Source organism: Stenotrophomonas maltophilia group sp. msm1 (genome assembly GCF_032025805.1).
GTDB lineage: Bacteria > Pseudomonadota > Gammaproteobacteria > Xanthomonadales > Xanthomonadaceae > Stenotrophomonas > Stenotrophomonas hibiscicola.
Map to the genome: position 1 here is coordinate 509,950 of NZ_JAVSKH010000001.1, position 18,277 is coordinate 528,226.

The 18,277-nt window shown below is 68.5% G+C and carries 14 protein-coding genes and 1 pseudogene; 3 read left to right on the forward strand and 12 right to left on the reverse strand.

All coding sequences use genetic code 11. The features are described from left to right. The first annotated feature begins 131 nt into the window (after positions 1–131). Positions 132–941, forward strand: a complete 810-nt coding sequence (dkgB, locus tag ROV95_RS02310) for a 2,5-didehydrogluconate reductase DkgB (RefSeq protein ID WP_134732091.1) — start codon at positions 132–134, stop codon at positions 939–941. Positions 942–1,014: 73 nt separating this feature from the next. On the opposite strand, the gene ROV95_RS02315 is transcribed toward dkgB, so the two are convergent. Beyond that, on the reverse strand, positions 1,015–1,716 hold the full coding sequence (locus ROV95_RS02315; protein WP_019661696.1) for an alpha/beta hydrolase: 702 nt from the start codon (positions 1,714–1,716) through the stop codon (positions 1,015–1,017). A gap of 127 nt (positions 1,717–1,843) precedes the next feature. Here ROV95_RS02315 and ROV95_RS02320 point away from each other — a divergent pair. Beyond that, positions 1,844–2,049: pseudogene (locus tag ROV95_RS02320) on the forward strand (heavy metal-binding domain-containing protein); the annotation flags it as partial. A 73-nt stretch (positions 2,050–2,122) separates the two neighbouring features. Here the strand turns inward: ROV95_RS02320 and ROV95_RS02325 are convergent. Together ROV95_RS02325 and mgtE are read right to left on the reverse strand one after the other, a co-directional pair. Beyond that, on the reverse strand, positions 2,123–4,843 hold the full coding sequence (locus ROV95_RS02325) for a bifunctional acetate--CoA ligase family protein/GNAT family N-acetyltransferase (protein ID WP_312542674.1): 2,721 nt from the start codon (positions 4,841–4,843) through the stop codon (positions 2,123–2,125). 129 nt (positions 4,844–4,972) lie between these two features. Continuing rightward, positions 4,973–6,343: a magnesium transporter gene (gene mgtE / locus ROV95_RS02330; RefSeq protein WP_019661699.1), complete on the reverse strand. Its 1,371-nt coding sequence runs from the start codon at positions 6,341–6,343 to the stop codon at positions 4,973–4,975. Between the two features lie 344 nt (positions 6,344–6,687). Here mgtE and ROV95_RS02335 point away from each other — a divergent pair, with 344 nt between their 5' ends. Next, complete coding sequence (locus tag ROV95_RS02335) at positions 6,688–8,466, forward strand: monovalent cation:proton antiporter-2 (CPA2) family protein (protein WP_312542677.1); 1,779 nt, start codon at positions 6,688–6,690, stop codon at positions 8,464–8,466. Between the two features lie 134 nt (positions 8,467–8,600). On the opposite strand, the gene ROV95_RS02340 is transcribed toward ROV95_RS02335, so the two are convergent. The 9 genes from ROV95_RS02340 to ROV95_RS02380 form a co-directional block, all read right to left on the reverse strand. Next, positions 8,601–11,939, reverse strand: coding sequence for an ankyrin repeat domain-containing protein (locus ROV95_RS02340; RefSeq protein WP_197575335.1), 3,339 nt, complete (start codon positions 11,937–11,939; stop codon positions 8,601–8,603). Beyond that, entirely contained in the window at positions 11,932–12,192 is a 261-nt protein-coding gene (locus ROV95_RS02345; RefSeq protein ID WP_014648833.1) for a YcgL domain-containing protein, read from the reverse strand. The genes ROV95_RS02340 and ROV95_RS02345 overlap by 8 nt, the downstream gene beginning before the upstream one ends. Positions 12,193–12,352: 160 nt before the next feature. Continuing rightward, the gene (locus ROV95_RS02350; RefSeq protein ID WP_312542683.1) at positions 12,353–12,793 is read right to left on the reverse strand and encodes an excinuclease ATPase subunit; all 441 of its coding nucleotides are present in this window, start codon (positions 12,791–12,793) and stop codon (positions 12,353–12,355) included. A gap of 61 nt (positions 12,794–12,854) precedes the next feature. Then, positions 12,855–14,093 carry a beta-ketoacyl-ACP synthase gene (locus ROV95_RS02355; protein WP_019661702.1) on the reverse strand — a complete coding sequence of 413 codons (1,239 nt, stop codon included), beginning with the start codon at positions 14,091–14,093 and terminating at the stop codon, positions 12,855–12,857. Beyond that, the gene (locus ROV95_RS02360; RefSeq protein ID WP_049454155.1) at positions 14,093–14,824 is read right to left on the reverse strand and encodes a 3-ketoacyl-ACP reductase FabG2; all 732 of its coding nucleotides are present in this window, start codon (positions 14,822–14,824) and stop codon (positions 14,093–14,095) included. Before ROV95_RS02360 ends, ROV95_RS02355 begins: the two co-directional genes overlap by 1 nt. After that, entirely contained in the window at positions 14,821–15,276 is a 456-nt protein-coding gene (locus ROV95_RS02365) for a hypothetical protein (RefSeq protein ID WP_134732095.1), read from the reverse strand. Before ROV95_RS02365 ends, ROV95_RS02360 begins: the two co-directional genes overlap by 4 nt. After that, positions 15,273–16,457, reverse strand: a complete 1,185-nt coding sequence (locus ROV95_RS02370; RefSeq protein WP_312542686.1) for a beta-ketoacyl-[acyl-carrier-protein] synthase family protein — start codon at positions 16,455–16,457, stop codon at positions 15,273–15,275. The genes ROV95_RS02365 and ROV95_RS02370 overlap by 4 nt, the downstream gene beginning before the upstream one ends. Beyond that, positions 16,454–17,011, reverse strand: coding sequence for a DUF3261 domain-containing protein (locus tag ROV95_RS02375; RefSeq protein WP_019661706.1), 558 nt, complete (start codon positions 17,009–17,011; stop codon positions 16,454–16,456). The genes ROV95_RS02370 and ROV95_RS02375 overlap by 4 nt, the downstream gene beginning before the upstream one ends. Next, positions 16,999–18,249 carry an NAD(P)/FAD-dependent oxidoreductase gene (locus ROV95_RS02380; protein ID WP_134732099.1) on the reverse strand — a complete coding sequence of 417 codons (1,251 nt, stop codon included), beginning with the start codon at positions 18,247–18,249 and terminating at the stop codon, positions 16,999–17,001. The genes ROV95_RS02375 and ROV95_RS02380 overlap by 13 nt, the downstream gene beginning before the upstream one ends. Between the last annotated feature and the right edge of the window lie 28 nt (positions 18,250–18,277).

Consider the following 18,277-nt stretch of genomic DNA (forward strand, 5'->3'; position numbering starts at 1 on the left):
CCAACGGTCCGCACCCATCACCACCTGCCGTCGTACACGTCGATGCAATGCACCGTTGCCGGCATGCACACGGCCGCTGGCCTACCCTTTCGTGGATATTCCCGCCTCCCTCCCCCTCTGCTGGAGCCCCCATGACTGTCCCCGCCTTCGGTCTCGGTACCTTCCGCCTGAAAGACCAGACCGTGATCGACTCGGTGCGCAACGCGCTGGATGTCGGCTACCGCGCCATCGATACCGCGCAGATCTACGGCAATGAAGCCGAGGTCGGCCAGGCCATCGCCGATTCCGGCGTGCCGCGCGAAGAGATCTACCTGACCACCAAGGTCTGGATCACCGCCTTCAAGCGGGAAGCGCTGCTGGCCAGCCTGCATACCAGTCTGGAAAAGCTGCGTACCGATCATGTGGACCTGACGCTGATCCACTGGCCGTCGCCGAACGACAAGGTCGACGTGCCGATGGAGGAGTACCTGCCGGCGCTGGCCGAGGCCAAGGCGCAGGGCCTGACGAAGGCGATCGGCATCTCCAACTTCACCATCGCCCAGACCCGCAAGGCCATCGAGATCCTTGGCGCCGATGCCATCGCCACCAACCAGATCGAGATCCATCCCTACCTGCAGAACCGCCTGCTGGTGAAGTTCCTGCAGGACAACGGCATCCACGTCACCGCCTACATGAGCCTGGCCTATGGCGAGGTGATCAAGGACCCGGCGATCCAGGCCATTGCCGGCCGTCACCAGGCCACTCCGGCGCAGATCGCGCTGGCCTGGGCGCTGCAGCAGGGCTTCTCGGTGATCCCGTCGTCGACCAAGCGCGAGAACCTGTCGAGCAACCTCGAAGCGGCAGCGATCCGGCTGACCGACGAAGACATGGCGCAGATCGCCAAGCTGGATCGTGGCCATCGCCTGGCGAATCCGGAAGGCATTGCGCCGGCCTGGGATTGAAGAGCGGCCGCCGGGCATGGCCCGGCGCTACCGGATACGCGTGGGTAGCGCCGGGCCATGCCCGGCGGATCCATCAGGCCTGCAACAACCAGCCTCGCATTGCCGCACTGACCTCATCCGGCTTTTCCATCGGTGCCAGGTGCCCGCAGTCCGGCACCACCACCAGCTGCGAGTGCGGCACCAGGGCGTGCATTTCCTCGCTGACCGCGAGTGGCGTAATGCGGTCGTTGGCGCCACATACGATCAGCAGCGGATCGCGGTAGCCAGCCAGCACGTCATGGCCGTCACGGCGTTCCAGCGCACTCTGGCGCAGGAACACGTCCGCGCCCAGGCGGGCGGTCATGTCACGCACACGTTGCACCAGCACGTAATCATCCAGCCGCGAGGCATCGATGTAGCTGCGCATCAGCACATCGCCGAAGCCATGGAACTTGCCGGGCAGGCGCACGCTGGCCCGTTGGCTGCGGCGCTGTTCGGCACGTTCCGGTGAATCGGCGTGGATCGAGGTATCGATCAACGCCAGCTGCAGCACGCGTTCCGGCGCGATGCGCAGGATCTGCTGGGCGACGAAACCGCCCAGCGAGAAACCGGCCAACGCAAAGCGCTCCGGCGCCTGTGCCAGCACGTCCTCGGCCACCGCCTGCAGGGTTTCGCCACGGGTCTGGTCGCCTACCGTGCAATCGGCGATGTCGGCAAGATCAGCCAACTGTGAGCGCCACAGCTCAGCGTCGTTGAGCAGGCCAGGCAGCAGCAGCAGGGGGATACGGTCGGTCATGGGGGTATTGTCGCGCCAGCACGGTGACGGAACCATGCCGCAACAGGGGGCGGATTGTAGCGTCGAGCCACGTTCGACGGCTGCATAGCCAGTGGCGCATGGCTCGACGCTACAGAAGACAGCGGCGGAGCCGCTCTTTGGCGACACCATCACCATCTACACCGCGCTGTGCGGACAGGCCGCGAGTAAACCTGGCGCAGCAGAGACAAGCAAGCACGGCAGCTGGCTGCCAACCCGATCATCGGCATGCGCTACGACGCCATCTATGTGATGACCGGGCTGACCGTGCGGCTGTGCTATGGCACGGCGGTGGCGGTGGAACCGCAGCGGTGATCTTGTAGAGCCGAGCCCATGCTCGGCTCAGGCGTGCCCGTGAGATGTAAGGCAGCCGAGCGCAGGCTCGGCTCTACAACGGGGTTCCGGGCACTTCGACCTGCTGCACCGGCAAGGTCACCATCATCACCGTCGGGTCATCCGGGTCCAGCTTCGTCTTGAAGCCCAGGCTCTGGCACATCGCCAGCATGGTGCTGTTCTCGCGCAGCACCTGGCCTTCGACCACGTCCAGGCCCAGCCACTTGGCGTACTCGATCATGATCGCCATCAGCCGCCAGCCGATGCCATGGCCCTTCAGGTCCGAGCGGATCAGGATGCCGTATTCACCGCGGCGGTAATCCGCATCGGCGTGCAGGCGCACCGCGCCAAGCATTTCGCCACTGCGCGGTTCGATCGCCACCAGTGCGATCGAGCGTGCGTAGTCGAGCTGGGTCAGGCGCGCGATGAACTCGTGGCTGAAGTGCTTCACCGACTGGAAAAAGCGCAGGCGCAGGTCCTCGTCGCTGACGCGGGCGAAGAACGCACGGAACAGCGCGTCGTCCTCCGGCCGCACCGGACGCACGAAGGCACGGCCGCCATCGGACAGTTCGATGGTGCGCTCCCACTCCTTCGGGTACGGGAACACCGAGAAGCGCGGATGGCCACGGCCCTTGTGCAGGATGCGCGACGGCGCCACCGCCACGCGTGCGTCGAGGGCGAGGATGCCCTTGCCGTCGACCAGCAACGGATTGATGTCCAGCGTACGCACTTCGGGGATGTCGGCGGCCAGCTGTGCCAGCTTGACCAGCGCCAATGCCAGTGCGCGCTCGTCGGCGGCAGGCACATCGCCATAGGCCTTGAGGATGCGCGAGGCGCGGGTCTGGCCGATCAGCTCGTGGGCCAGGCGCAGGTCCAGCGGCGGCAGCGCCAACGCCTTGTCATTGATGACTTCAACCGCGGTACCGCCACGGCCGACCACGATCACCGGGCCGAACGTCGCGTCATCGGCAATACCGACGATCAACTCGCGCGCCTTCGGGCGAACGATGGTCGGCTGCACCAGCAGACCATCGATGCGCGCATCCGGCCGCAGCTGGCGTGCGCGCGACAGGATCGCGTTGGCCGCGCTCTGCACCGCCGGCAGGGTGGACAGGTTCAGGCGCACGCCGTCCACTTCCGACTTGTGCGGAATATCCGGCGAGAGAATCTTCAGCGCGACCGTGGCACCGCGTTCCAGCAGCGGCTGCGCCAGATCCATCGCCTCGTGCGCGTCACGCGCATGCATCACCGGCGCGGAGGGAATGCCGTAGGCCTTGAGCAGTTCATGCGTAGCCAGCGGGTCCAGCCACTGCTGGCCGTTGGCCAGCGCGGCATCGACCAGTGCGCGCGCGGCGGCCGTGTCGACGCTGAAGTCCTGCGGCAGGCTGGGCGGCGTTTCCATCAACGCGTTCTGCGCTTCGCGGTAGCGCACCAGATGCTGGAAGCCACGTACGGCTTCGGCCTCGGTCGGATAGGTCGGCACCCGCGCCGCGTTGAGCGTGGCGGTGGCCTGGTCATCGTTGCCCAGCCACACCGCGAACACCGGCTTGTCGCGATGATGGCGCGGGCGCAGGCCGAGCGTGCGGGTGAGTGCCTGCGCGGCGTCCGCCGATGAGGTGAACGCGGTCGGCACGTTGACCACCATCACCGCGTCGTTCTCGTTGTCGGCCAGCAGCGCTTCGATGGCCGCGGCATAGCGGTCACCATCGGCGTCGACCACGATGTCGACCGGATTGCTGCGCGACCAGCCCTGTGGCAACACTGCATCGAGCTTCTGCACCGTGCTGTCGGACAGGGTGGCCAGCGTGCCACGCAGCGCGATCAGCTGGTCCACGGCAAGGCGACCGACGCCGCCACCATTGCTGAGAATGGCCAGGCGACGACCGGGGAAGGTCCCCAACCGGCCCAGCGATTCGGCGGCCGTGAACAGTTCGTCCAGCGCGCCCACGCGCAGCAGGCCGGCGCGGTTGAAGGCGGCACCGTACACATCATCGGCACGGGCCAGGGCCTGCACATGGGTATCGCGGCTGCCCGGCTGCACGCGCTCGGCGCGCCCCGACTTCACCACCACCACCGGCTTGGCGCGGGCGGCGGCACGCGCAGCCGACATGAACTTGCGCGCGTCCTTGATCTGCTCGACGTAGAGCAGGATGGCGCGCGTACGGTAATCGGTGGCGAAGTAGTCGAGCAGATCGCCGAAGTCGACGTCCATCGTGTCGCCCAGCGAGACCACGGCGGAGAACCCGACCGAGCGCGCCACGCCCCATTCCACCAGCGCGGCGGCAATGGCCGAGGATTCGGAGATCAGCGCGAGGTCGCCGGCCTGCGGAAAATGTGCGGCGATGCTGGCATTGAGCCGCGCGTGCGGCGCGATCACGCCCAGGCAATGCGGCCCGAGGATGCGCAGGCCATGCTTGCGCGCCACCGCCTCCACCTGTGCAGACAACGAACCGGGGCCTTCGCCCAGGTGCGCGGTGAGGATGATCGCCGCCTGCACGCCACGTTCGGCGGCAGTGCGCACCACCTGCGGCACGATGGCCGCTGGTGCGGTGATCACCGCCAGGTCGGGGACCCAGTCCAGGTCCTTCAGCCGCTTGACCGTGCGGATGCCATCGATCTCGGCATGCCGCGGATTGATCCACGCCACCTTGCCGGGGAAGCCGGTGCCGCGCAGGTTGCGCATCACCGCGCGGCCGGCCGAACGCTCACGCGGACTGCCGCCGATCACCGCGACCGACTGCGGACGGAACACGGACTGCAGGTGGTAGGTACTCATGCGCCTACGGTACACGGACTGGCGCGGCAACGGCATGATCGTGCGCAAGGTCCTGATACCGCACCCACGCATGGCGTGGATCTACCGCCGGGACCAGTAGATCCACGTCATGTGTGGATGACGCTCCCGTTACAACAGCGTGCCGTGCAGGATCATCGCGGCGATGCTGAAATAGATCACCAGGCCGGTCACGTCCACCAGGGTGGCCACGAACGGGGCCGAGGCGCTGGCCGGGTCGAAACCGAGCCGCTTGAGGATGAAGGGCAGCATCGAGCCGGACAGCGAGCCGAACGTGACGATGCCGACCAGCGCGGCACCGATGGTGATCGCCAGCAGTATCCAGTGCTCGCCGTAGTCGTGCAGGCCGCCCAGCTGCCAGATCACGATGCGCACGATGGCCAGGCAGCCGAGGATCGCGCCCAGCACCATGCCGGTGGGCACTTCGCGCAGGGCCACCTTCCACCAGTCGCGCAGGCGCAGCTCGCGCAGCGCCAGGCTGCGGATCAGCAGCGAGGTGGCCTGCGAACCGGAGTTGCCGCCCGAACTCATGATGAGCGGAATGAACAGGGTCAGCACCACCGCGCGCGCCAGTTCGTCCTCATAGTGCTGCATCGCGCTGGCGGTCAGCATCTCGCCCAGGAACAGCACGCTCAGCCAGCCGGCGCGCTTGCGCAGCATCTCCAGGAAGCCGATCTGCATGTAGGGCTTGTCCAGTGCCTCCATGCCGCCGAACTTGTGCGCGTCCTCGGTCGATTCCTCGATCAGCGCGTCGAGCACGTCGTCCACGGTGACGATGCCGAGCATCTGCTGCTGCGCATCGACCACCGGGATCGCCAGCAAGTCGTGGCGACGGATCAGCCGTGCCACTTCTTCCTGGTCCATCAGTGCGTCCACCGTCACCGGTGGATTGACCTGGGCCACGTCCAGGATCGACTCCTCCGGCAGGCCGGTGATCAGCCGGCGCATGGTCACCACCTGCTGCAGCTGCTGGCTGGACGGCTCCAGCACGTAGATCGCGTACACCGTTTCACGGGTGCGCTCGACCTGGCGGATGTGCTGCAGGGTCTGCGCCACGGTCCAGCTGGCGGGTACCGCCACGTACTCGGTGGTCATCAGCGCACCGGCGGTGTTCGGCGGGTAGCTGAGCAGCTTCTGGATGGCCTGGCGGGCGTCGGTGCCCAGCAGCGGGATCAACCGCGCGCGTTCTTCCTCATCCAGCTCATGGACGATGTCGGTGGCGCGGTCGTCGGCCATCAAGCCGAGCAGGGCGGCAGCGCGCGCCGGGGGCAGCGCAGCCACCAGCTCGCCACTGCGGTGCAGTTCCGGCGCTTCCAGCATTTTCACTGCACGCGGCAACGGAAGGGCAGCCAGCGTTTCCGCGGCGCGGGTCAGCTCCAGCGTGTTGAGGAATTCCACCGCATCGGCAGTGTTGAAGTTCGCCAGCGGCGCGGCCAGTGCGGCGGCATCGGCCACCGGGCGCAGCAATTGCTTCTGGTTCATCGGGTTTGCCTTGTGGGGGTGCGACCTCGCGCAACGCCAACGCAGGCAAACCGTCCCGATGTCAGGCGGTGGCCATCGCTGGCGTCGAACGAGGTCGACTTCTACTGTCGCTGGACATGGGTTGGGGACTCCGGGATGCGTGTGCCGGCGGACGCGCCGCCAGCGGCGGGCAGTCTGGACCCGTGGACCATGCAGGTCAACCCGGTCCCGCCGCGGCAGCACCCTGCCCGCAGGTTGTTCTCGTGCATGCACAGGCCGGCGCGCATAATGGCGCGGTGGTGTTCGCCACGCTTTTCCCAACCCGAACGGACGCACAGCGGCTCCCCCGATGACCAGGTATTCCCATGCATAGCGGTGGTCTGGAACTGGCGCTGGTGCTGCTGCTGGCGGCGGTCATCGCCGTGCCGGTGTTCAAGAAGTTCGGCTTCGGCGCGGTGCTGGGCTACCTGGCCGCCGGTGTGGTGCTGGGCCCGGACGGGCTGGGCTTCGTGCAGGACGCCGACCGCATCCTCGGTGCCGCCGAGATCGGCGTGGTGATGCTGCTGTTCGTGATCGGCCTGGAGCTGTCGCCGGCGCGCCTGAAGGTGATGCGGCGCTCGGTGTTCGGTGCCGGTGCGGCGCAGGTGACGCTGTCCGGGCTGGTGCTGGGCGGCCTGCTGCTGCTCGACCACTTCCAGTGGAAGAGCGCGCTGGTGGTAGGTGTGGCGCTGGCGCTGTCATCCACGGCGGTGGGCCTGCAGCTGCTGTCCGAGCACAAGGCGATCAACAGCGACCATGGCCGGCTCGGGTTCGCCATCCTGCTGTTCCAGGACCTGATCGCGATTCCGCTGCTGGCGGCCATCCCGCTGCTGGGCGGGGTGAAGAACGAGACCCTGCGCTGGGAAGACGCCGCCGTGGCCCTCGGTGCGCTGGCCGTGGTGATCCTGTGCGGGCGACCGGTGCTGCGCAAGGTGTTCAGCATCATCGCCCGCACCCGCAGCCCGGAAGTGTTCACCGCCACCGCACTGCTGGTGGTGTTGGGCACCGCCTGGTTCATGCAGGAAGCCGGCCTCAGCCCCAGCCTCGGCGCGTTCCTGGCCGGCGTGCTGCTGTCCGATTCGGAGTTCCGGCACGAACTTGAAGCGCAGATCGAGCCGTTCAAGGGCCTGCTGCTGGGCCTGTTCTTCATCGCGGTGGGCATGGGCATCGACCTGGACCGCATTGCCGCCGAACCGTGGATGATCGCGGCTGGCGTCGGCATCCTGCTGGTGGTCAAGTTCAGCCTGCTGTACGCGATCGGCCGCATCGCCCGGCTCAGTCCGCGGCAGTCGCTGCTGCTGGGCAGCGTGTTGTGGCTGGGCGGCGAGTTCGCTTTCGTGGTGTTCAACGAAGCGCAGCGCGCGCACCTGCTCGGCAATGCCAACCACGACCGGCTGGTGGCGATCGTGGGCCTGTCGATGGCGATCACGCCGCTGCTGATGATCGCGCTGCTCAAGCTGCTCGGCCAGGAGAAGGCCGCACCGCGCGAGGCAGCCGAGGCCGACAAGGTGGCGCCGGACAACCGCCCCAAGGTGCTGATCGCCGGCATGGGCCGCTTCGGCCAGGTCATCGCACGCCTGCTGACGGCACAGAAGGTGCCGTTCGTGGCGCTGGAGGCGAACCCGGACACCGTGGCCGACCTGCGCCGTTTCGGCAACCAGCTGTATTACGGCGACCCGACCCGGCCGGAGATGCTGCGTGCGGCGGGCGGCGAGCACATCGATGTGTTCGTGATCACCGTGGACGACCCGGAGACCAACCTGCGCGCGGTGCGCATGGTGCGCCGGCTGTACCCGGACGCGAAGGTGCTGGCGCGTGCGCGCAACCGCCAGCATGCCTGGCGCCTGATGGACATGTCGGCCGAGCCGTTCCGCGAAGTGTTTGGCACCAGCCTGGAGATGAGCGGGCGCGTGCTGACCGCATTGGGCGTGGCGCCGGACGTGGCCGAACGCCATGTGCAGCGCTTCCGCGAGCATGATGAGCAGCTGCTGCGTGACCAGTATCTGGTGTACGACGACGAAGCGGCCGTGATCCAGACCTCGCGCGATGCACGCAACGACCTGATGCATCTTTTCGAGGCCGACGCGGAAAGGGACGGCGAGTAGGTGTGCCGACCAACGGTCGGCACCCACCCAATCAATGGCGGACCCGGTAGTGCCGGCCGCTGGCCGGCAATCCCGTGTTCCCGGAGATGTCATGAGGTAGCCGGCGAGCGGCCGGCACTACCCTTTTCCAGCGATCAGCCGTTGTCGCGCAGGAACCGCGCCATCGACGAAACGCCCGGCACGCGCGGTTCGAACTCACCGGCCACGTCGATGAAGCCGCGCATCACCGCGATCTCGCGCGGACTGCGGTTGAGGCTGTCGCGCACTTCCGGATCGGCACCTGCGCGCAGCAGGCGCTGCACCAGCAGCGGCAGGCCATGCAGCGCGGCCAGGTGCAGCGGACCGAAGCCGCGCGGATCGCGCACGTCCAGGCTCACGTCCTCATCCAGCAGGCGCTCTACCGCCGCCATCACCACCTGCTCGTCGCAGGCGGTACCCGGCTCGGCGCGTGCGCCCAGCAGCAGCAGCAGGGGCGTGACCGAACCGGCGGCGGCCTGGTCCGGCTCGGCGCCCGCCAACAGCAGGGTGTCGAGCAGGGCCAGCAGGCGCGAGCGGTCGCGGGCACTGAAACCGTACAGCGCGGCACAGTGCAGCGGGCCCAGCTGCTGCGCGTCACCGGCATGCACGTCGGCACCGGCAGTGAGCAGGCGCGCGACGATGTCCGGCAGACCCAGCGCCGAGGCCAGCATCAGCACGGTCACCCCGCCCGGCAGGCGATGTTCCAGCTTGGCGCCGGCATCGAGCAGGGCCGAAACGATGTCCACCTGGCGCATGCTGACCGCCGCCGACAGCGGCGTCGCGCCACTGGCCGCGGCGTGCTGCGGATCGGCGCCGCGCGCCAGCAGCAGGTCGGTCACCGCCAGGTGGCCGCCACCGGCTGCACGCAGCAGTGCGGTGCAGCCCTGTGCGTCGACCGCGTCGACGGCAAATCCCAGATCGATCAGGCGCCGCACCGCATCCACATCACCTGCCATTGCAGCGGCCGGCAGATCGGCCTCGCGCAGGGTACGGCGCGGCAACGGCCACACCCGCCAGTCCAGCCAGTCGGCCAGATCACGGCGACCGATCGACAGCGCCACGCCCAACGGCGTCTGGCCGTCGGCGGCGCGGGCTTCCGGCGAGGCACCGTGCTGCACCAGCAGCTTCAGTGCGCCTTCGCGGGCCAACGCGGTGGCCAGGTGCAATGCGGTCATGCCGTGGCTGTCGCGCGCTTCACGATCAACACCGGCCTTGAGCAGGGCCTGCTGCAGGCGCAGCCAGCCCAGGCGCACCGCGAGCGACAGCGGCGGATCGCCGGCCGGCGAGGCGGCGAACGGATCGGCGCCACGTTCCAGCAGTTCCAGTGCCAGCTGTTCCAGGCCACGGGCGGCCTGGTCGTGCTGCGCACACGCTGCGAGGAAGCGTGCCAGGCCACCGCGTCCGGCCGGCGACAGGCCACGCTGCAGCATGACCTGCAGCGCCGGCACCGCGTCGATGCCGCGCGACAACAGCGCGAACATCGGTGTGTCGGAACAGGCGTCACGCACGTAGGGATCGGCACCGTGGGCCAGCAGCCAGTCGACCGCACGCGGCTCCAGCGCCAGCTCCGGATCGAGCAGCAGGCCACCCAGCTCTTCCGGCTGGCACAGCTTGGCCAGCGCGGCCATGCCTTCGGTGTTGCCGAAGCCCAGCGCTTCGCGCAGCAGGGTCAGCGGCGGGCGGTCCGGCAGCAGGCCACTTGCGCCGGCGGCTTCGCCACGCTCGGCCAGTCCATCGCTGACCGCAGCCGGCAATGGATAGGACGGGTCCAGCAGAGCCACGATCGCCCAGCGGCCGGCTTCGGCGGCATAGTCCACCGCACGGCGACCGACCGGATCGGTGGCATCGGCGGCGATGCCGAGTTCGACCAGGCGTTTGATCAGCAGCGGCGAGACATCCTCGGCCATCGCCGCCAGCTGCACCGCATTACGGCCTTCGCCGTCCACCGCGACCAGGTCCGGCTTGTGCGGCAGCAGATGCTCGATCACGGCGGCGCGACCGGCACGGGCCGCTTCCAGCCACGGCGTACGGCCCAGCGCATCGCGCGCTTCCAGATTGGCGCCGGCAGCCAGCAGCACGCCGATGATCTCGACGTGACCGGCCAGCGCCGCTTCATGCAGCGCGCTGCGACGCTGGCGATCACGCGCGTCGGCCCGCGCCTTGTGCTTGAGCAGCAGCTGCACGCCCGCCGGATCGTCGTCCTCGGTGGCGGCGGCGGCCAGCAGCACCGGGGTGCCATCGGCCGGTTCGCAGCGTGCACCGCGTTCGAGCAGGAAACGGGCCAGGCGCCAGTTGCCGACCTGGCAGGCCACGGCCAGCGGCGACCAGCCCTCGTTGTTCAACGCATCGACTTCGGCGGCGGCATCGCGCAGCAGCGCCGCCACACCCGGGTCGGAACTGCGCGCAGCATGGTGCAGCGGCGTGTTGCCATCGCTGTCGGTGGCACGCGAGTCGGCACCGTTGGCGAGCAGGGTCATCACCGCCTCGGGGCGGCCATGCCAGCTGTCACGGGTGGCGGCCAGCAGCGGGGTCATGCCCCGGTGCGGTGCGTTCACATCGACGCCGCGGGCGATCAGCTCGCGCAGCAGGCGCAGGTCCGGCAGCACCGCTGCCAGTACCGCCAAGCTGCGCTGGTCGCGCCAGTTCGGGTCCGGCAGCGCATACGGATCGGCACCGGCCTGCAGCAGTTGCAGGCCCCGGTCGATGCGGCCATGGCGGGCGGCTTCATACAGCGCCGGGGTCAGCTCCTGCGGCGCCATCGCCTCCAGCGGCGTGGTTTCGACCGCAGCGGAGAACATCGGTTCGCGCTCGTCGCTGGCCGTGGCCAATGGACCTGCGCGCAGCGACACCAGCGGTGCCGGCGCCACCCGCTGCAGCAGCAGGTGCAGCACGGGAGACAGCAGCACCACCGCCAGCGCGGCGGGCCAGTGTGCGCTTTCCGGCAGCAGTCCCGGCCAGGCCGGCAGCACCACCAGCGCGGCCAGCGCGATCACCAGCGCGGCCACACCGAGGCCGCGCCAGGCGCCCAGGTCACGCCCCGCCAGCGCCTGCCAGTGCTGGGCCAGGCTGCCGTCGAGGCGTTCGACATCGTTCCACAACGGCCAGGTGCGCCAGGCGGCGAGCAGGCCGGCACTGACAAGCACGCTCAGGCCCAGCACCGCCGCAAGGCTGCCGCTGTCGCGCAGCGCCGCCAGCGGCCAGGCCAGCAACAGCGCCAGCAGCAGCGGCGCGGCCGTCCACAACGCCAGCAGCGCCGGCAGGTCCTGGCGAGCGACCACCTTCAGCGGCAGCAGCGCGCGGCTGCGACGCCACCATGAGATCGCCAGCGCGAACGCTGGCTGCGCCAGTGCGGCCAGGACGGCACCCGGGAAGCCGCCCACGGCGGCGCCCAGCGCCAGCACCGCGCCCGCGGCGAAGGCAATTGACACAAGGCGCGGACGGGAGGCGTCAGTCATAGTGGCGCGGCATCAGGCTGGCCACCGACGGCGGCACCTGCAGGTAGAACCCGCGCTCGCTCATTTCGCTGCGGACCTTTTCCGGGTCAGCCTGCGCCAGGCGGCGCTGGGCATCCAGGGCCACCTCCAGGACGAAGGCGAGCGTCCCCAGCGAGGTGAGCAGCGGCGCGGGCAGCGCGCTGAAATCATCGCGACGGGGAACGTAGACGTAGGTGTCCGGCTTGAGTTGGCTTTTATAGACGTAGGCGTGCATGTCCGCGGGACGATAACCCGGGAAGAGCCATGATTGTGTCGGAAAGCCGACACCGGGGAAAGCCGTCAGCCGACGTTGGCGGCGTGATCGACGGCGTTTCCCCGGCGAGGTTCAGCAATGTGGCGGCGTCGTTCAGCCACGGCTGCCACCACACGGGCGCTTACTTGACCTTGGCGTAGGTGCCCTTCAGCGCGACACCCGCGAGGATGGCACCGGCGTAGCACTCGTAGTTGGTGCTGCTCTTGAACTCGTTCTTCTTGTAATAGCTGACGATGTCGACCACGGCGTTGGCGCCGCGCGACTTGGCACCGTCCTGCAGCGCGCGCAGTGCAGACAACGCAACCCAGCGGCAGGCCTCGGCATCGCTCTTGTTGGCGGCGTTGGTCTTCTTGTTGGTCACGTCTTCGCCCAGGCGCTGCAGCACGCTGACCGGCTGGCCGGCCAGATAGAAGCGCACGCTGCCGTCGATGCCAGCGTCCTTGGCGGCCTGCGAATTGACCAGTTCCTGCAGGGACTGTTCGACACGCGTGTCGCGGGCAGAGGCGGTGGAGGTCAGGGCCAGCAGCGCGGTGGCAGTGGCGATCATGAGAGTGCGGCGCATCGAAACTTCTCCTTGTCAGGGGTGCGGGTGGGTAGCGGAAACAGTGCGGTGGGACGGTGGTTCACTCGCGCCAGCGGCGGAACACCAGCGAGGTGTTGATGCCGCCGAAGGCGAAGTTGTTGCTCATCACGTACTCGGCCTGCAGTTCGCGGCCCTGCCCGGTGATGAAGTCGAGCTGGCCACAGCGCGGATCGACCTCGGCCAGGTTCAGGGTCGGCGCGAACCAGCCGGTGCGCATCATCTCGATGCTCAGCCAGGCCTCGAACGCGCCACAGGCACCCAGCATGTGGCCGACGTAGCTCTTCAGCGAGCTGATCGGCACGCGGCTGCCGAACACCTGTGCGGTGGCCTGGGTCTCGGCGATGTCGCCGTGGTCGGTGGCGGTGCCATGGGCGTTGACGTAGTCGATCTGCGCCGGGTCCAGGCCGGCGTCCTCCAATGCCAGGCGCATGGCCTGGGCCATGGTGTCGGCACTGGGCTGGGTGACGTGCTGGCCATCGCTGTTGGTGCCGTAGCCGACCACCTCGGCCAGGATGGTGGCGCCGCGCGCCTGCGCGTGTTCCAGGTCCTCCAGGATCAGCGTGCAGGCGCCCTCGCCCAGCACCAGGCCATCGCGGCCGGCATCGAATGGGCGTGGCGTGGTCTGCGGCGCGTCGTTGCGCACGCTGGTGGCGAACAGCGTGTCGAACACCGCCGCAGCGGTGGCATCGAGCTGCTCGGCACCGCCGGCCACCATCACCGTCTGCTTGCCGCTGCGGATGGCTTCATAGGCCGCACCCACGCCCTGGCTGCCCGAGGTACAGGCACTGGACGTGGTGTACACGCGCCCGGACAGGCCGAAGAACACGCCGATGTTGACCGGCGCGGTGTGGCTCATCATCTTCAGGTAGGTGGTGGCACTGATGCCATCGGTGGTGAACTCGTTGAGCATGCGCCCGAATTCACCGGTGGCCTCATGGCTGCCCGACGAGGAACCATAGGCCACGCCGGTACGGCCGCTGCGCAGCACCGGATGCTCGTGCAGGCCGGCTTCACGCAGTGCCACCTCGGTGGCGCGCACCGACATGATCGCGACCTTGCCCATCGAGCGGGTGGTCTTGCGGTTGTAGTTGGGCGGCAGCGCGAAATCCTGCGCCGGCGCCGCCAGCTTGGTGTTCAGCCCGGCATACACATCCCACTCGGGCATCGCACGCACCGCATTGCGGCAGCTGCGCAGGTGTGCCTCGATGGTCGGCCAATCGTGGCCGAGCGGACTGATGGCGGCGGCACCGGTGACCACCACGCGACGATTGGCGGCCATCAGAGCATGCCTCCGTTCACCGAGATCACCTGGCGGGTGATGTAGCCGGCCGGCTCGGACAGCAGGAACGCGACCGTCGCCGCCACTTCGTCGGGACGGCCGACGCGGCCGGCGGGAATCAGCTTGAGCGCGTGTTCAACCACTTCATCGTTGAGCATTTCGGTTTCGATCAGGCCCGGAGCCACGCAGTTGACGGTGATCTGGCGGCTGGCCAGTTCCAGCGCCAGCGCCTTGGTGGCACCGATGATGCCGGCCTTGGCAGCACTGTAGTTGACCTGGCCGCGGTTGCCGGCCAACCCGGATACCGACGACAGGGTGACGATGCGGCCCGGCCTGCGCCGCCGTACCATCGGCATGATCAGCGGATGCAGCACGTTGTAGAAGCCATCCAGGTTGGTGTGGATGACCTGGTCCCAATCGTCCTCCGACAGCGCCGGGAAGGCGCCGTCACGGGCGATGCCGGCATTGCAGACCACGCCGTAATACGCGCCATGTGCCTCGACATCGGCTTCCAGCGCGGCCCTCGCGGCCTCGCGGTCGGCCACGTCGAACACCAGCACGCGGGCCTGCTGGCCCAGTGCCTGGATCTCAGCCTCCACGGCCTGTGCCTCTTCCAGGCGGCTGCGGCAATGCACCACCACGTCGAAGCCATCGCGCGCGATGCGCAGCGCAATGGCCCGGCCGATGCCCCGGCTGGCGCCGGTCACCAGCACGCTTCGATTCCCTGTCATGCCTGTCCACTCTCCAGATAGGCCATCGCGTCGGCCGGTTCGTACACCGACACGTTGGCTGTCGCCCATTCGTCCTCACCTGCCAGGATGCGGCAGGCGAACATCCCCAATCCATTGTCACCCAACAGCTCGCAGCGCGCCTGTACGCGCAGCCGCGAACCGGCGGGGAAGCTGCTGCGCGCGCTGCTGTAGCGGCGGCTGCCGAGCAGGAAGCCCAGCTGCGGCGGCTTGCCGGCCGCACGCGCGCGGCAGCCGGCCCAGGCCGCAATGGCCTGCGCCATGTATTCGATGCCAACCCACGCCGGCACTTCGCCGTTCTCCACGAACAGGCCGGCCTCGGGCACCACCAGTTCGGCCTCGAGGGTGTCCTGGTCCCAATGCGTGATGCGCTGCAGCAGGCACATGTCCTGGCGGTGCGGCACCACCTCTTCGATTGCATACAGCGTGTTCATCGACGCTCCAGTGCCAGCACGGCGTTGCTGCCGCCGAAAGCGAACGAATTGCTCAGCACCCGTCGCGGCGGCTGCGCCAGGCGGGTGGCCGGTGCGACCAGCGGCAACACCGGCAGCGCTGGGTCGGCCACGCCGTCCCACCAGTGCGGCGGCAGCTGCTGCTGCGGGTTCTCGGCCAGCACGATCCAGCACAGCGCCGCCTCGATGGCGCCCGAGGCACCCAGCGTGTGGCCGGTCAACGGCTTGGTCGAACTGGCCGGCACGTGGCTGCCCAGTACCTGCGACACGGCCAGGCTTTCCATCGCATCGTTGTGGCCGGTAGCTGTCCCATGCAGGTTCACATAGTCCACTTCGCCGGCGGCCCAGCCAGCACGCTGCAGCGCCTGCTGCAGGGCGTCGATGGCGCCCAGGCCCTGCGGGTCAGGCGCGGACATGTGGTGGGCATCGGCCGACTCGCCCCACCCCGCCAGGCATACCGGGCCGGGTTCGCGGGTGAGCAGGAACAGCGCGGCACCCTCGCCGATGTTGATACCAGTACGATGCTGCGAGAACGGATTGCAGCGTTGGGCCGAGACCGATTCCAGCGCGCTGAAGCCAGCCACGGTGAAGCGGCACAGGGAGTCCGCGCCGCCTGCGATCACGGCGTCGACGATGCCGGCGCGCAGCATGCGCGCGGCCGACATCAATGCCTTGGCGCTGGACGAACACGCCGTGGACAGGGTCCACGCCGGTCCCAGCGCGCCACTGCGCTGGCGCACGAACTGCGCGGCGGTACCCATTTCCTGCTGGGCGTAATCGAACCCTGGCGGCCACTGGCCCTGCTCGGCATGGGTGCGCAAGGCCTGCTCGGATTCACCGATGCCCGAGGTGCTGGTGCCCAACACCACCGCTACGCGCTCGGCGCCATGGCGGGCAATGGCTGCGCTCACCGCCGGAGCGATCTGCGCCAGTGCCACGTCCAGCAGGGCGTTGTTGCGCCCACGCAGGGCCACCGGCAGGTCTTCCAGCGCCGGCAGCGGCGTGCGTACTTCTCCCAGCGCCAGGGTGCGCCCCGGCATCAGGCTGTCGTTGGTGCTGAGCCCGCCCGGTACATCGGCGAACAGCGCCGACGCCACTGTGGCACGGTCCTCGCCAAGCGCGCAGACCATGCCCAGGTCGTTCAGGTAGATCGGTGCACTCATCGGTCCTGCCCGGCCATGTCGATTGATTCGATGCGCAGCGCATAGCCTTCGGCGCGGTTGTCCAGCTGCATGCTGCCATCGTCCAGGCGCTGCAGCAGCAGCCACACCGTGCCGTCGCGCGACAAGCTGCGCTGGTGGCCGTCGTCGATGACCTCCCAGCCGGCCGGCAGCGCTGCGGCGATGGCCGCGGTCGGCCACAGCGCGAACTGCAGGTCATCCAGCACACGCTCGGCACGCACCTGCGGCGGCAACCACGGCGCACGCTGCTGGGTCAGCTGCTGGCCGTCCCACTGCAGGCGCACGCCGGTCTGGCCCATCGCCTGCACCGCCAGCTGCACCCGCTGTGCATCGGCTTCCAGCAGCGCATCGAGGTCGCGCTCATGGCTGCCGAAACGGAAGTGCAGCTGCTGCTGCAGCGCCAGCGGCGCCGGCAGGCTGGCCGGCGACAGGCGCAGCGGCGGCAGTTCCACCTGTGGCTTGGGCATGCGCCCGGCACAGGCGGCCAGCAGCAGGCACAGCAGCAGGGCCGCAGTACGGAAGATCAGGCGCTGCACAGTTCCTCCAGCACGCGCATGCGACGGCCGCTTTCGTCGGCCACATACGGGTTGTTGGTGTCCCAGGCGTAGCCGGCCAGGATGGAGCTGATCATGTCGCGCACTTCGGGCTGCTGCTGCGGGTGGTAGATGATCTTCTGGAAGCCGCCTTCGTACCAGCTTTCGACGAAGCGGCGGAAGGTCTTCACGCCGGCACGCAGCGGAATGGAGAACTCAGCCTCCCAGTCCACGGCCTGGCCGGCATAGCGGCGCTTGAGGCATTCACTGGCCAGCTGCGCGGACTTGAAGGCAATGGTCACGCCCGAGGAGAACACCGGATCGAGGAACTCGCCGGCGTTGCCCAGCAACGCGTAGCCGGGCCCCCACAGCGAACTGACGTTGGCCGAGTAGCCGGTGATGCGGCGCACCGGCAGCACCGCCCATTCGGCGTTGGCCAGCAGCCCGGTCAGGTTGGGGTCCTCGCCGACGATGGCCTGCAGCTTCTGCAGGTCGTCGCCCTCGTAGCGCTCGAAGAACGACGGCTCGGCGACCACGCCCAGCGAACAGCAGCCGTTGGAGAACGGGATCGTCCAGTACCAGACGTCGATGTGCTCGGGATGGGTGGTGATCAGGATCTTGTTGCGGTCGAAGTCCGCTTCGGCCGGAATGTTGTCGCGCACGTGGCAGAAGATCGCGCCGCGCACCGGGAAGTTGGACGGCGACTCCAGCTGCAGCAGCCGCGGCAGCAGGCGCGCGAAGCCGGAGGCATCGAGGATGAAATCGGCCTCGATGCGGTATTCACTGCCGTCCGGGCGGCGCACCGTCACCGCCGGTTGCTCGCCCGGCTCGACAGCAAGCACTTCGTCGCCGAAGCGCAGCGTGGTGCCCATGCGCTCGGCACCGCGTGCCAGCACGTTGTCGAAGTCGGCGCGCTGCACTTGGTAGGTGGTGCCCCAACCCGGCGAGAACTTCTTCCTGAAGTCGAATGCAGTGCGCGCTTCGCCGTGCACGAAGGCGGCACCGTTCTTGTACTGGAAGCCCGCCTCGACCACATCCTGCAGCAGGCCGGCCGCCTCGATGTACTCCATGCTCTGCGGCAGCAGGCTTTCGCCGATGGAGAAGCGTGGGAACTGCTGGCGTTCCAGCATCAGCACCTGGCGGCCCTGCTGGCGCAGCATCGCCGCAGCCACCGAACCGGCCGGGCCCGCGCCGATGATCAGGATTTCAGTACGTTCGACAGCATCCACAGCAGTGTTCATCGGTGCGTCCTTGTTGCTCGATCAAGTG

What these genes read in the sequence shown, in the direction of transcription:
- dkgB (WP_134732091.1), top strand. Translation starts at nt 132, where the DNA reads ATGACTGTCCCCGCCTTCGGTCTCGGTACCTTCCGCCTGAAAGACCAG.
- ROV95_RS02315 (WP_019661696.1), bottom strand. Translation starts at nt 1,716, where the DNA reads ATGACCGACCGTATCCCCCTGCTGCTGCTGCCTGGCCTGCTCAACGAC.
- ROV95_RS02325 (WP_312542674.1), bottom strand. Translation starts at nt 4,843, where the DNA reads ATGAGTACCTACCACCTGCAGTCCGTGTTCCGTCCGCAGTCGGTCGCG.
- mgtE (WP_019661699.1), bottom strand. Translation starts at nt 6,343, where the DNA reads ATGAACCAGAAGCAATTGCTGCGCCCGGTGGCCGATGCCGCCGCACTG.
- ROV95_RS02335 (WP_312542677.1), top strand. Translation starts at nt 6,688, where the DNA reads ATGCATAGCGGTGGTCTGGAACTGGCGCTGGTGCTGCTGCTGGCGGCG.
- ROV95_RS02340 (WP_197575335.1), bottom strand. Translation starts at nt 11,939, where the DNA reads ATGACTGACGCCTCCCGTCCGCGCCTTGTGTCAATTGCCTTCGCCGCG.
- ROV95_RS02345 (WP_014648833.1), bottom strand. Translation starts at nt 12,192, where the DNA reads ATGCACGCCTACGTCTATAAAAGCCAACTCAAGCCGGACACCTACGTC.
- ROV95_RS02350 (WP_312542683.1), bottom strand. Translation starts at nt 12,793, where the DNA reads ATGCGCCGCACTCTCATGATCGCCACTGCCACCGCGCTGCTGGCCCTG.
- ROV95_RS02355 (WP_019661702.1), bottom strand. Translation starts at nt 14,093, where the DNA reads ATGGCCGCCAATCGTCGCGTGGTGGTCACCGGTGCCGCCGCCATCAGT.
- ROV95_RS02360 (WP_049454155.1), bottom strand. Translation starts at nt 14,824, where the DNA reads ATGACAGGGAATCGAAGCGTGCTGGTGACCGGCGCCAGCCGGGGCATC.
- ROV95_RS02365 (WP_134732095.1), bottom strand. Translation starts at nt 15,276, where the DNA reads ATGAACACGCTGTATGCAATCGAAGAGGTGGTGCCGCACCGCCAGGAC.
- ROV95_RS02370 (WP_312542686.1), bottom strand. Translation starts at nt 16,457, where the DNA reads ATGAGTGCACCGATCTACCTGAACGACCTGGGCATGGTCTGCGCGCTT.
- ROV95_RS02380 (WP_134732099.1), bottom strand. Translation starts at nt 18,249, where the DNA reads ATGAACACTGCTGTGGATGCTGTCGAACGTACTGAAATCCTGATCATC.